Here is a 12,310-nt window from a genome sequence, read left to right on the forward strand (position 1 = left end):
ACTCAAAACGAAATGGCCGAGTGGGATGGGAAAGGCTGTGGCAAGGATGGTTCATGTTACAAACCATCCTTGAAGGTTATTTACTGTCCAAGTCTCTTGATCTATGAAATATGATCAAGAGACAGATACCATAGAGAGCATAAAAAAGTCTGGGGCACTTGAATTATTTAGCGGTAAAATGGGCAACTCAACCGGACTATTACCCATTATCGGCCCATGAATACTTATACGTTAAAGTGGCTTCTTTAGCTGCTTTGCCACATAAATGCCCCACACTTTTTTATGCTCTCCCCTTATGGACCAGCGGGAGCATTTGAACAGAAACTTACGGTTTAGCCCTGTTGATAGTGTCAAAACCGTAAATTCTAGCGTGAAATCTACGTATGCTTTGACGCAGATAACCACCGGTACAGCGAAGGAAAGTTGTTTTTGTAAGACATGTCTTTGAGGGGCAGTGACCGGGTAGCTGCGATAACCGCCATACCTAGAAGAGAATACTAAGGCCGCTTTTGCGGTCTTTCTTCTGTCTGGGACATACTGTGCTACGCGAAAAATTACCGCCATTACACCTTTCATTTTCTCAGGAATTGATTCTTTCAAAAATACTCACCAATATTTCCCGCCCCACACTAACAATAACTAACTGTAAAAAACAAAATATTGAAACGCCGATGGCGCCATTTTTCATCTGGCCAATGTGATCGTTGGCTGATACTTTATCAAATTTACTGAATTGTTGGCGGCTATCGCAGCTACCCGGTCACTACCCCATTAAACAAGTATATTGTCGGACAGATTCCGGTCTGACCGTCAAACGTTCGTTTGGTGGACAGAGCGGTCTGATGGCTTTATTTATACATATGTGCTAATGTGGGTTTGTGTATTTTAAAGGAGATGCCCTCTATGAGCCGCCTGACAATCGACATAACAGACCAGCAGCACCAAAGCCTGAAAGCGCTGGCAGCCCTACAAGGTAAGACCATCAAACAATACGCTCTCGAACGTTTGTTCCCCGGCGATGCAGATGCCGATCAGGCATGGCAGGAACTGAAAACTCTGCTGGGAAACCGCATCAATAACGGGATTGCGGGGAAGGTGTCCACCAGGAGCATCGGAGAAATTCTTGACGAAGAACTCGGCGGGGATCGCGCTTGACGACCTACATCCTCACGGCGGAGGCTGAAGCAGATCTACGCAGCATCATCCGCTACACGCGCAAACAGTGGGGTACAGCGCAAGTACGCCGCTATATCACCAGGCTGGAACATGGTATTGCCTGCCTTGCCGTAGGGCGAGGTACTTTCAAGGATATGAGCGAACTCTTTCCTGAGTTACGGATGGCGCATTGTGAACATCACTATGTCTTCTGCCTGCCACGCAGGAGTGCGCCCGCACTGGTCGTGGCGATTTTTCATGAACGCATGGACCTCATGACACGACTGGCAGCGAGGATCAGCAGAGAGAGTTAACGATCACCAGCCGGAGGAAGAGATATCGTGCACAGGACTGCTAACGAAACCTGTTCAGAAGTTGGCTGCACATCGGGCTGTCAGTCCTGTGAACTGGTGCAGTCGCCTTCTGAAAATGACAGCCAATACTATGGCTTCCTACATGGTGTTGAAAAATCTATTTATCAAATATGATAAGTTGACGTTGTTTAACTACTCTGATCACCGTTCTTTCTGAAACTCCTGTTAACCGAGCGGTATTTCTGATGCTCAAACCATTTGTGATACGTAATTCATATATTCTTTGGTGTAAATTCTTATCAGCTTGCCTGCCTTTGAATTTTCCTGTCTGTTTGGGGTAGTGACCGGGTAGCTGCGATAGCCGCCAACAATTCAGTAAATTTGATAAAGTATCAGCCAACGATCACATTGGCCAGATGAAAAATGGCGCCATCGGCGTTTCAATATTTTGTTTTTTACAGTTAGTTATTGTTAGTGTGGGGCGGGAAATATTGGTGAGTATTTTTGAAAGAATCAATTCCTGAGAAAATGAAAGGTGTAATGGCGGTAATTTTTCGCGTAGCACAGTATGTCCCAGACAGAAGAAAGACCGCAAAAGCGGCCTTAGTATTCTCTTCTAGGTATGGCGGTTATCGCAGCTACCCGGTCACTGCCCCATCTAATATTGAATAGAGTTTTTAAAGAAAGATTCAAAGGTGTTAGATTCTTAGTGTTTTGCTCTATACCAGGTTTATTTTTATTAGTTTTTACCCTATATCAGACAAGAGAAAGCATTAACCCTACACCTGGAGATCTGATGATTATATTCGGTTCTATTATGCAAATTAGAACTAGCTTAACAATATTGATAACCAATTTTTCACAACTCATTTATGGTTTTTTATCAACACTATCTCTTGATAAAATCGAAAACTCAAACTATCATTATATTGATATTGTATCTAAACATGACAATGAGAACATTATAACTATGAGAAATGTTAATTTCTCATATAATAGGATAAAAGATAATGCGTTGAATAGCATAAACCTACAATTTAAAAAAATAAAACATATATACTTGATGGTGAAAATGGAAGTGGTAAGAGTACACTTACAAATATAATTAGTGGATTATATTCAAATTTTTTAGGTGAAATTTCATCAAGCATTAATTCTGAAAAAATATTATATACCCGTTATCTTTCAAGCTGCCTTTTTGTTGGCTGCACTCACTCACCCCGGTCACATAGTTATCTATGCTCCCGGGGATTCGCTCCTTTGCCATCGCGATGCAACTTGAAATCCATAGGGTATATATTTCTCAAAACTTTAGACCTTTACCCATCACGTTGAAAGAGTTCATTGATCCTTTTAATAAACTCAATAACAATGACATTCTTAGAGTTATGCATCTTTTTGAACTAGACTTCATATCTGAAATAGATTTTAACTATTATTTGGTTGAGGGATTTGAGAATTATTTAAAATTATCAGGAGGGCAATGGCAAAGGATTTTAATGTCTAAGTCATATTTAAACTGTTTAAGCTATGATTTGGTTTTATTAGATGAAATAAATTCATCATTGGATTCAAATGGTGATAATTTATTTTATATGCTTATAAATTATTTGAATTCAAGAACAACAAAAAAATAGAAGATTATTTAGATGATAACGCTGTTAAGGTTAAACTTGTTAACAAAAGAAGATAATATAAATGGGAATAAAGGCGAGTAAGCTTGGCTTCTACTGTGCTAGGAAAAACATATTCGGGTGACCACAGATTTCAATCTGACAGGTTTAATTTTGGTTAACTCTTGGAGTCATCTTGAAAGGACATCGTATCGGTTATGTGCGGGTGAGTAGTTTTGATTAAAATCCAGAACGGCAACTTGAACATTCTGAAATAAATTGTTTATTGATAAAGCTTCCGGCAAAGACATACAGCGACCACAATTAGAAGGGGTAGTGACCCCTCGTGCCGGCTATGTCCGGTCAGTTTTCATGAATAGAGTTTTTAGTCCCGTTATTCTTTAAACCCTTAGTTCGGGGGTTTGAAGTCCATTGGAACGAAAACGTTTGTTCGTTGTTGATATGACATAGGCGAAAGATAGTTAAAGTGAGTATTGAAGTAAATTCGCCTGTAAGGGGCGAAAGAAAGTTTCAGAAAGCATTAGGAGTTGATACGCCCCGAAGCGGAGCATTACTTGTCTTTATTAAGTAATGCGACTGAGAGCAAAATAGAGAGCCTCAATACCCCCTCGCCCTACTAAGCTGTGAGCGAAGCGAACTAAATGGCACGATATGATAGCAATGGAGATGTTGGATGGTCGGAGACGAAAGGATGGGGTTATCGGGTCGCGCAAGGGAACTTCCCCCCTGCGCTCCCACGGAACCGGACGTGACAGTCTCCCGTCATCCGGCTCTTGTCGTTGACCGTTCACGCCGCGTACAAATTTCCCAGTGTGCAAACAGGCCGGGTCTAGCGCTCTGTATCCTTCTCAACCATTCATATGCCTGAGCCAGGCTGCCGTGTACCCGCTTATATTTGCGGGCGACCCATTCCGCAAGGTGCAGATCTATATGACTGGCTATACAGCCCATCGCTGAGCGATAAAAGCGCCCATAGTACTTAATCCAGCCTCGTAACATGGGATTGAGCCATCGCGCCATTACTTCCAGAGACAACGGGGTTTTATGACTCAGATCCCAACCCCGTACCGTCTGCCGGATTGCCTTCGCCGCTCTGGCGCTTATCGCTGGCAGGAAATTCACCGACAGCTCTCCCTCTTTTGAGAATGACTTTCTTGGCCTGAATGTATAGCCCAGAAAGTCAAAGCTGATTTCAGGATATGCCTCCGTTCTTTCCCTGTCCTTGCAATAGACGACTTTCGTCTTGCCCGGACTCATTTCCAGCTTACATTCACCCAGGCGCGTTCTGAGCCTGCTACGCAACATCATTGCCTGCGCATGGCTCTTGCAATGGATGACTATATCATCAGCGTATCGCTCAAACCGGACGACAGGAAATTCCCGTTTCATCCACATGTCGAATGCATAGTGCAGGAACAAATTCGCCAACAACGGACTAATGACGCCCCCTTGCGGCGTACCTTTATCCCTTATCTGCACCGTCCCATCCGGCATATGTACCGAAGCGGTCAGCCATCGCTCAATGTAGAGCAACACCCACTTACCGTCCGTGTGTTTGCGCACCGCCTTCATCAGGAGTTCATGATCGATGTTATCGAAGAACCCTTTGATATCTACATCCAGCACCCAGTCCATACGCCAGCATCGTTGCCGGGCTAGCTTCAGGGCATCGTGCGCAGATTTGTGCGGGCGGTAGCCATAGGAGTCATCGTGGAATAGTGGCTCCAGAATCGGCTCCAGCATGTTTTTGACCACCATCTGCGCGATGCGATCCGCGACCGTAGGTATCCCCAGCGGTCTCGTTCCACCCGTCGCCTTTGGTATCTCAACACGCCGAACTGCTGGCGGCATATAGCTGCCCGAGGCCATTCGGTTCCAGATCTTGTACAAGTTCCCCACGAGGTTCTTGTCAAATTCCTCAATCGACTGGCCATCGATTCCGGCACTGCCTTTGTTGGCTTTTACCTTCTTGTACGCGCTCCAGACAGCCTGTCTGGATAACGCAAACGGTTTGGACTGGCTCACAGGTTCCTCCCGCTTACGCGGTTGACCTGTAATACAGCCCCAACGACTGGCCCCCTTCGCTCCACGCCCATTACAGGCGCTTCATCACTACTACGGAACCATCTGCCCCTGTGCCCCGCATTGGTACTCAGGCGCTCGCAGGGTTTCTGCTCGACGCCGCTCCCTTCGCATCGGGACGACAGGTTCCCACGTTCCATGCCAGAGCCTGTGTTGTACTCATGCTGTCTATATGCCGGATGCCGACCAGCCAGTAACCAGATAACCGCTGGACTTATCACGCACCGCTTAGAAAGCGCGTTTTTGACATCATCTTGTTCCTTTCGACACTGCATCTACAGTTCACTCTCGTTCATCTTCACAACACATACATGACGCATCTGACTGCGCCTTTTCCCTGACGCTCACCACCACCGCTCTTAACGGCAGCAGCTCAGGGTAGTTTGAAGGCTGCGTCTGGACACCGCCTCCGAGGGGCCGACCCTCATCTCTCGCACAGCATTGCACCCTCTATTTGCCACAGGGTGCATTCGTGACACACCTACGCCGGAACCCCAGATTTTTCCGGTCGTTGAATTTATCCCCGGTTGAGTAGCTTTATCCCGTCAGCCCGCAATTGACCATCTGGAGAAATATGTCTGTACAGGGTTTGCCGGGTTATTCCCAGTTCCTGGCATAACGTACTGACTTTTGTCTCTGGTCGTCCCATTGATGCCATTGCCAGGCGCAATTTTAGGGGTTTCAGGAGCAATGGAGCAGTAAACACCGTTAAACGGTCAATTTAAATAGCCAAAAATTGGGTAGCCAACTGACATCGTGAATTGCTATTTTTAGCCAGTCTATCTACGATAGCTAAATAACCTTTACTCATCTTGGACGTATATTCATAATAGGTAATCCTAGAAGAGAATACTAAGGCCGCTTTTGCGGTCTTTCTTCTGTCTGTGACATACTGTGCTACGCGAAAAATTACCGCCATTACACCTTTCATTTTCTCAGGAATTGATTCTTTCAAAAATACTCACCAATATTTCCCGCCCCACACTAACAATAACTAACTGTAAAAAAACAAAATATTGAAACGCCGATGGCGCCATTTTTCATCTGGTCAATGTGATCGTTGGCTGATACTTTATCAAATTTACTGAATTGTTGGCGGTTATCGCAGCTACCCGGTCACTACCCCTTGCTTGACCGTCTGGAAAATGGTGATGTATTGATTGTCACAAAATTGGATCGTCTCGGTCGTAATGCGATGGATATCAGGAAAACAGTGGAGCAACTGGCCGAATTAGGCATTCGGGGGCATTGTTTGGCATTGGGTGGCGTTGATTTGACCAGTCCAGCAGGAAAAATGACGATGCAGGTGATTTCAGCGGTCGCTGAATTTGAACGTGATCTTTTACTCGAGCGCACTTATTCGGGGATAGCGAGAGCGAAGGATGCAGGAAAACGCTTTGGACGCCCACCGGTATTAAATGAAGAAAAAAACAGAGGGTACTCGAACGAATTCAGTCTGGTGTAAGCATAAGTGCAATTGCCAGGGAATTCAGAACCACACGGCAAACAACTCTGAGAGTTAAAGCAAAACAGCAAATACCTACTGTTTAAAAAATGGTCTTAACGTGGGATATTTTCCGTTTTCCAAGCGGACCCCTAATACTTTATACCGAATCAGAGTTGCTGGCAGAACTTGGGCACCGCCTCCGGGAGCATCGGGGTGCAGGCCTTCTGAATTCTTCCGTTAATCAGAAGGCCCCGACGGAGGTACTGCACATCAGCCACGTCTCGACTGTCGTCTGAAAAGGATTACAACCCTAACTCAGATAATCCAGGATGATCATCAGGGCGGCGACCTAAAGGCCAATGAAATTTGCGCTCAGATTCTTTTATCGGAAGATCATTAATACAAGCATAACGGTTGTACATCAAACCATCTTCGTTAAATTCCCAATTCTCATTACCATATGAGCGAAACCAGTTACCGGAATCGTCATGCCATTCATAAGCATAACGAACCGCTATTCTATTCTCAGTAAACGCCCAAAGTTCTTTAATCAATCGATATTCATGCTCTTTCGCCCATTTTCTGGCTAATAAGTCCTGAGCTTCTTTACGACTATGTACAAATTCAGCACGATTACGCCAATGGGTATCCAATGAATAAGCCAATGCAACTTTTTCAGGATCACGGCTATTCCATCCATCTTCCGCCAAGCGAACTTTCTGAATAGCGGTTTCACGGGTAAATGGCGGAACCGGCTGGCGAATTTCTTTTGTATTAGACATATTGTCTCCTAATTAAATTTTCCATTAACTCACATCGTATTTATTCAGCAATGCCTCGGCAATATTCATCGCCTCTAAAGCATAATGTGTATCATTCATCACATGCGCAGTTGTAATAGCGCCTTCTATTAAGAGCAAGAGCTTCCTCGCTAAATCCGCTGATGAATCCGGCGATATTTCTTCACAAATAGACAGCACGTAAGTAAAAACTTTCTCTTTATGTTCCTTAGCAATTATTCTTACCGGATCATCAGGATTAGGGCGTTCACCAGATGTATTAATAAATGCACATCCTCTAAAATCATCACTTACGAACCATCTTTGTAATACCAAAAAAATATTCAGCAATTTCTCTTTAGGTGTTTTATATTCGACTATTGATGAGGTAAACCATCTCATCCATCGTTCATCTCGCCGACGAAGAACTTCTTCAATCAACCCCTCTTTCGTACCAAAATAACGATAAATTGTCTTACGTGAAGAACCGGTAGTGCGCGTTATCAGATCGATACCCGTCGCCGCAATCCCCCTTGTGTAAATTAATTCCTCTACAACATCCAACATGTTTTCCCTGTTGTTGGGCGCCTGCTCACCTTCCATGTTTTTCATGGTAGAACGATCATTCTCCATAGTCAACCTCTTTACTGAAAAAATAGATTTAAATTGTTATCTCTATGATTTAAAAAGTAATTATTAATGTTCATCGCCTTTATCACCAAAGTTGCTCATTCCCATACGAAAATGCCCTTTAATAATGATCTTATCAGAGAAATGAAGAGATAATATTAAATTTCCTACTACCATTTCTTGCTTATTATATCAATTAAAAAATAGAAATTTATTTTTAAAAGGAAAAAACAATATCAACATATTATTTTCATAGAATGTTTACAATATTCTATTTTATCTCTTTATTGTGAGTTATTTTTAATAATAAATCTTTAAGAATATTATTAATAAATATCTTAAAACACTACCAACAATTAGACAAATAAATAAAATGAATGAAGGGCGAATATCCGCCCTTCTGTCAACCACCAGCTAATTTAACTGTCATACCTTTGGCTTCAAGCAATTGTTTCAATAAATCCCTTTTATCACCTTGAATTTCTATTTCGCCATCCTTTACTGAACCACCACAGCCACATTTTTTCTTCAATTCAGCCGCCAGTTTAATCAGTGTCTGATCATCAGCATCAATCCCGGTAATCACGCAAACCCCTTTTCCTTTACGACCACTGGTTTGACGTTGAATACGAACAATACCATCTCCTTTTGGACGCTGAGATTTAACCGTTTCTTCCTGAATACGCCCTCTGTCTGTGGAATAGACCAACCGAGAATTATTATCTTGCATTAATCACTCCCGCAATAGATTGATTAATTTGACGCAATGCGGCCGCAGGATCGGCGGCACGGGTAATCGGACGGCCAATGACCATATAATCAACGCCAGCCAATACCGCCTGTTCTGGCGTCATGATACGGCGCTGATCACCCACATCACTGCCCATCGGGCGAATTCCGGGAGTAACTAATTGAAAATGCTGACCACAAACCTTTTTCAGTTGCTGAGCTTCATGCGCAGAACAAACCACACCATCCAGCCCACATGCCTGAGTCAGTTTTGCCAACCTTTCAGCCTGTTGCGCTGGTGTCATATCAATCCCAATACCTTGCAGATCCGATTGTTCCATACTGGTTAATACCGTGACAGCAATTAATAACGGCGCATCATGACCATAAGGCAGCAGCGCCTCTTTCGCCGCTGTCATCATTCTGGCACCACCACTCGCATGTACGTTTACCATCCAAACCCCCATCTCAGTAGCAGCAGCTACCGCTCTGGCGGTGGTATTAGGAATATCATGGAATTTCAAATCCAGAAATACTTCAAAACCACGTTGGTGCAGCAACTTAACAAACTGCGGACCATGTAGGGTAAACATCTCTTTACCTACTTTCAGACGGCAATCCTGTGGATCAATTTTATCGGCAAAAGCCAGCGCCGCATCCTGATTGTCGTAATCTAAAGCAACAATGACAGGCGAGCTAACCTGTCTACCGAACGATGTTAAGGTATGAGATGTCATTTTTTAACCTTTTTGACTAACAAAGCAATATTATGGTGACACTGTCACTGACCATCTAATCCACGGATCGGTTTAATCGAATCCCACGAACGGCATGATGGACAGTGCCAATAAAGCGAATGAGAAGTAAAGCCGCACTTATGGCAGCGATAATTAGGTTTGGTGCGAATTTGCTCACCAACCATGTCCCGTAGCAAGATAATACTTTCTTTCGCCCGACCCTCTTCTGCTTCGGCCAGGTGGTAATCCATCAAGCGATAAAATAGGCGCATGGTCGGATGACGCTCTAATCGATGGTTGATGTAAGTTTGCGCGACTTCATGCCCTTCTTGCTGCTCGATAATATCAGCCAGCAAAAGCTCGGCCGTTGCCCCACAATCCTCTTCGACACAACGTCTCAGGAAATTTTCCCATTCATCAAGCTGATTCCGATGCTGGTAACACTCCTGGAGAATAGGTAACACCTCACTCACCAACTGTTTATCCTGCTCAAGAACAGATTTTAAAGCATCCGCCGCTTTATTGTACTCTTGCCGGGCCATAAACAGACGCCCCAACATGATAGAAACTCTGGCGCAGTTTTTATCTGCCTGAACCGCTTTATTGAGATAACCGATAGCCTCATCAAGATCATCACCGCTCATCTCCTGTAAAGCGAGTTCACAATAAAAATGCGCAATTTTTTCCCGTAAATCATGTTTGCCGGATTTGACTAATTTCTCAGCAATATCAATGGCTTTTTTCCAATCACTGGTTGCCTGATAAATAGTCAGCAGCGATTGAAACGCATTTTGTCGAAAATCTTTTTCATTCACCAACTGAGAGAACATATTTTCAGCACGATCATACAAACCTGCAGACATATAATCGCGGCCCAATTGTTGCGTCGCAAGCAAACGCTGATCAAATGTCAGAGAAGCGCTTTCCATGAGAGATTGATGAATGCGGATAGCCCGCTCTACTTCTCCCCTGGAACGGAATAGATTCCCCAAAGTCAAATGCGCTTCAAAAGCAGAACTGTCCTCTTTAAGCATTTCAAGAAACAGATCCACGGCTTTATCTTGCTGGTTTGAAAGGAGAAAGTTAACCCCGGTAACATATTCTCGTGATAAGCGATCAGCATTTTGTTGCTTATCCTGTTGAGCACTTCTGCGCCCCATATACCAGCCATAAGCAGCGGCCACAGGAAGCAACAGAAACAACAGCTCTAACATAGGGGTTTATTCCTTGCTAAGTGCAAGCGATGAATGAGTAACCGAAGGTTCAGCAGGTTGCTCCAGTTGCGCTTCAAGTCGCTTAATCTTGCGTTCAGCTCTTCCTAATGACAAACGAGCACGAAGATAAAATAATCCACAGATAACCCAACCTAACACGAAACCGCTAGCAAATAATACAGCTAAAAGTGTAGATATAGAGTAATTCCCTTTAGCAATCAGATAGTTAAATGTAACAATCTGTTCGTTATTTGATCCAAGAGTCATCGAAACGACAAAGATCACCAATACCAGTAATAAAATCAGAAAATATTTCACATTTTTTCCTGTTATCTATTGTTGCTTGGACATTATGCTGGATAACGGCTCATTAAATTAGCATTTCCAGTCTGGATAAAGGAAGCAATTTATCATGATAAATGCGTCTTTCAGCTTTTTTGCGATATCTTCCCACCGATTAAGTGTAAATAAGAAGCAATGACACCGCCAAATCCTTTTTGTCGTTAATCAACCGCCATTTTTCTGAGTGACGACGCGACCATAAAAAAACCCACTAAAAGTAGCGACAAACTTGCAGCAAACAGGGTATATACCTAGAAGGAAAAACATATCCGGTCTCTCATTGCCAACCTGCCAACAATACAGCTACAGGTGGTAACAATAAAATCAGGGTTGCGATAATAATAGGTTTAGTAAATGGATTCATATCTGGCACCGGATTATTTTTATACACATTTTAAAAACTTGTTCAGTGTTAACATGTTAGTGTTATAACAGCCATTTATATATGATTATTTGAAAGTTTTTGACAGATAATTTGCGGTAAATATGGCAAAATATAGCCGCATTATAATCAGAGAAAATCTTTTACGCAGTGTCCGCTGATTTCCCAGACCGGTATTGTTTTTCACATCTATGTCTTGTAACGAGTCTGAATCAACATATGAACAATAAAATGCAATTAAAACGAGTCGCTGAGGCCAAGTTACCCACTCCTTGGGGTGATTTTTTAATGGTCGGCTTTGAAGAAATCGCCACAGGTCAAGATCATGTCGCATTAGTATACGGTACTATTTCTGGCAATGAACCTGTTCTTTCCAGGATCCATTCAGAATGTCTGACCGGTGATGCCCTGTTTAGTCTACGTTGTGATTGCGGTTTTCAACTTGAAGCCGCCCTTGCTCAAATTGCTAAAGAAGGGCGAGGTGTATTACTTTATCATCGACAAGAAGGTCGTAATATTGGCTTAATCAATAAAATTCGTGCTTACGCGTTACAGGATAACGGTATCGATACTGTAGAAGCTAACCATCAGTTAGGTTTTGCCGCCGATGAGCGTGATTTCACCTTATGTGCAGATATGTATAAATTACTCGGTGTTCAAGCTATTCGTCTGCTGACAAATAATCCCAAAAAAGTGGAAATTATGACCGAAACAGGTATTAATATTGTAGAACGTGTTCCATTAATTACCGGCCGGAATCCTAAAAATGCTTATTATTTGGATACCAAAGCCAAAAAAATGGGTCATTTGTTACCTGAGCAAAATTAGTTTCTCAGTAAGCTAGCTGGAAAAAACGGCGCTCAAA

The 12,310-nt window shown here is 43.2% G+C and carries 17 protein-coding genes and 1 pseudogene; 6 read left to right on the plus strand and 12 right to left on the minus strand.

Features of this window, described 5'->3' with window-relative positions; all coding sequences use genetic code 11:
• Window positions 1-231: 231 nt before the first annotated feature.
• The gene (locus AACQ83_RS20305) at window positions 232-600 is read right to left on the minus strand and encodes a hypothetical protein (RefSeq protein WP_112879383.1); all 369 of its coding nucleotides are present in this window, start codon (window positions 598-600) and stop codon (window positions 232-234) included.
• Between the two features lie 303 nt (window positions 601-903).
• On the opposite strand from AACQ83_RS20305, the gene AACQ83_RS20310 reads away from it, so the two are divergent.
• From AACQ83_RS20310 to AACQ83_RS24725, 4 genes are all read left to right on the plus strand, one after another.
• Window positions 904-1,155, plus strand: a complete 252-nt coding sequence (locus AACQ83_RS20310; RefSeq protein ID WP_036849172.1) for an antitoxin — start codon at window positions 904-906, stop codon at window positions 1,153-1,155.
• The gene (locus AACQ83_RS20315; RefSeq protein ID WP_112879384.1) at window positions 1,152-1,469 is read left to right on the plus strand and encodes a type II toxin-antitoxin system RelE/ParE family toxin; all 318 of its coding nucleotides are present in this window, start codon (window positions 1,152-1,154) and stop codon (window positions 1,467-1,469) included. Before AACQ83_RS20310 ends, AACQ83_RS20315 begins: the two co-directional genes overlap by 4 nt.
• Window positions 1,470-1,496: 27 nt before the next feature.
• A complete protein-coding gene (locus tag AACQ83_RS20320) occupies window positions 1,497-1,643 on the plus strand; it encodes a hypothetical protein (RefSeq protein ID WP_158537801.1) in 147 nt (48 codons plus the stop codon).
• Window positions 1,644-2,525: 882 nt separating this feature from the next.
• Window positions 2,526-2,804 carry an ATP-binding cassette domain-containing protein gene (locus AACQ83_RS24725; protein WP_112879406.1) on the plus strand — a complete coding sequence of 93 codons (279 nt, stop codon included), beginning with the start codon at window positions 2,526-2,528 and terminating at the stop codon, window positions 2,802-2,804.
• A gap of 862 nt (window positions 2,805-3,666) precedes the next feature.
• Here AACQ83_RS24725 and AACQ83_RS20330 read toward each other — a convergent pair.
• From AACQ83_RS20330 to AACQ83_RS20350, 5 genes are all read right to left on the minus strand, one after another.
• On the minus strand, window positions 3,667-3,894 hold the full coding sequence (locus tag AACQ83_RS20330; RefSeq protein WP_146747923.1) for a hypothetical protein: 228 nt from the start codon (window positions 3,892-3,894) through the stop codon (window positions 3,667-3,669).
• Entirely contained in the window at window positions 3,866-5,128 is a 1,263-nt protein-coding gene (gene ltrA / locus AACQ83_RS20335) for a group II intron reverse transcriptase/maturase (protein WP_112879387.1), read from the minus strand. The genes AACQ83_RS20330 and ltrA overlap by 29 nt, the downstream gene beginning before the upstream one ends.
• Window positions 5,125-5,460, minus strand: a complete 336-nt coding sequence (locus AACQ83_RS20340) for a hypothetical protein (RefSeq protein ID WP_240000871.1) — start codon at window positions 5,458-5,460, stop codon at window positions 5,125-5,127. Before AACQ83_RS20340 ends, ltrA begins: the two co-directional genes overlap by 4 nt.
• Before the next feature lie 242 nt (window positions 5,461-5,702).
• Window positions 5,703-5,876 carry a hypothetical protein gene (locus tag AACQ83_RS20345; protein WP_445260533.1) on the minus strand — a complete coding sequence of 58 codons (174 nt, stop codon included), beginning with the start codon at window positions 5,874-5,876 and terminating at the stop codon, window positions 5,703-5,705.
• 30 nt (window positions 5,877-5,906) lie between these two features.
• Complete coding sequence (locus AACQ83_RS20350) at window positions 5,907-6,140, minus strand: hypothetical protein (protein ID WP_112879388.1); 234 nt, start codon at window positions 6,138-6,140, stop codon at window positions 5,907-5,909.
• Window positions 6,141-6,245: 105 nt separating this feature from the next.
• Here AACQ83_RS20350 and AACQ83_RS20355 point away from each other — a divergent pair.
• Window positions 6,246-6,736: pseudogene (locus tag AACQ83_RS20355) on the plus strand (recombinase family protein).
• A 198-nt stretch (window positions 6,737-6,934) separates the two neighbouring features.
• Here AACQ83_RS20355 and AACQ83_RS20360 read toward each other — a convergent pair.
• The 6 genes from AACQ83_RS20360 to AACQ83_RS20385 all read right to left on the minus strand — a co-directional run bounded on the left by AACQ83_RS20360 (window position 6,935) and on the right by AACQ83_RS20385 (window position 11,039).
• Window positions 6,935-7,414 (minus strand): nuclear transport factor 2 family protein, encoded by a 480-nt coding sequence (locus AACQ83_RS20360; RefSeq protein ID WP_112879390.1) that lies wholly within the window; start codon window positions 7,412-7,414, stop codon window positions 6,935-6,937.
• A 24-nt stretch (window positions 7,415-7,438) separates the two neighbouring features.
• On the minus strand, window positions 7,439-8,044 hold the full coding sequence (locus AACQ83_RS20365; protein ID WP_112879391.1) for a TetR/AcrR family transcriptional regulator: 606 nt from the start codon (window positions 8,042-8,044) through the stop codon (window positions 7,439-7,441).
• A 400-nt stretch (window positions 8,045-8,444) separates the two neighbouring features.
• Window positions 8,445-8,771, minus strand: coding sequence for a stress response translation initiation inhibitor YciH (yciH, locus tag AACQ83_RS20370; RefSeq protein ID WP_112879392.1), 327 nt, complete (start codon window positions 8,769-8,771; stop codon window positions 8,445-8,447).
• The gene (pyrF, locus tag AACQ83_RS20375; RefSeq protein WP_112879393.1) at window positions 8,761-9,507 is read right to left on the minus strand and encodes an orotidine-5'-phosphate decarboxylase; all 747 of its coding nucleotides are present in this window, start codon (window positions 9,505-9,507) and stop codon (window positions 8,761-8,763) included. The genes yciH and pyrF overlap by 11 nt, the downstream gene beginning before the upstream one ends.
• A 44-nt stretch (window positions 9,508-9,551) precedes the next feature.
• Window positions 9,552-10,721, minus strand: coding sequence for a lipopolysaccharide assembly protein LapB (gene lapB / locus AACQ83_RS20380; protein WP_112879394.1), 1,170 nt, complete (start codon window positions 10,719-10,721; stop codon window positions 9,552-9,554).
• 6 nt (window positions 10,722-10,727) lie between these two features.
• Window positions 10,728-11,039 carry a LapA family protein gene (locus AACQ83_RS20385; RefSeq protein ID WP_112879395.1) on the minus strand — a complete coding sequence of 104 codons (312 nt, stop codon included), beginning with the start codon at window positions 11,037-11,039 and terminating at the stop codon, window positions 10,728-10,730.
• 637 nt (window positions 11,040-11,676) lie between these two features.
• Here AACQ83_RS20385 and ribA point away from each other — a divergent pair.
• The gene (gene ribA, locus AACQ83_RS20390; RefSeq protein ID WP_112879396.1) at window positions 11,677-12,273 is read left to right on the plus strand and encodes a GTP cyclohydrolase II; all 597 of its coding nucleotides are present in this window, start codon (window positions 11,677-11,679) and stop codon (window positions 12,271-12,273) included.
• The last annotated feature ends 37 nt before the right edge of the window (window positions 12,274-12,310 follow it).

The organism is Photorhabdus sp. S10-54, from assembly GCF_963878145.1.
In the GTDB taxonomy this organism is placed as follows: Bacteria; Pseudomonadota; Gammaproteobacteria; order Enterobacterales; family Enterobacteriaceae; genus Photorhabdus; species Photorhabdus kayaii.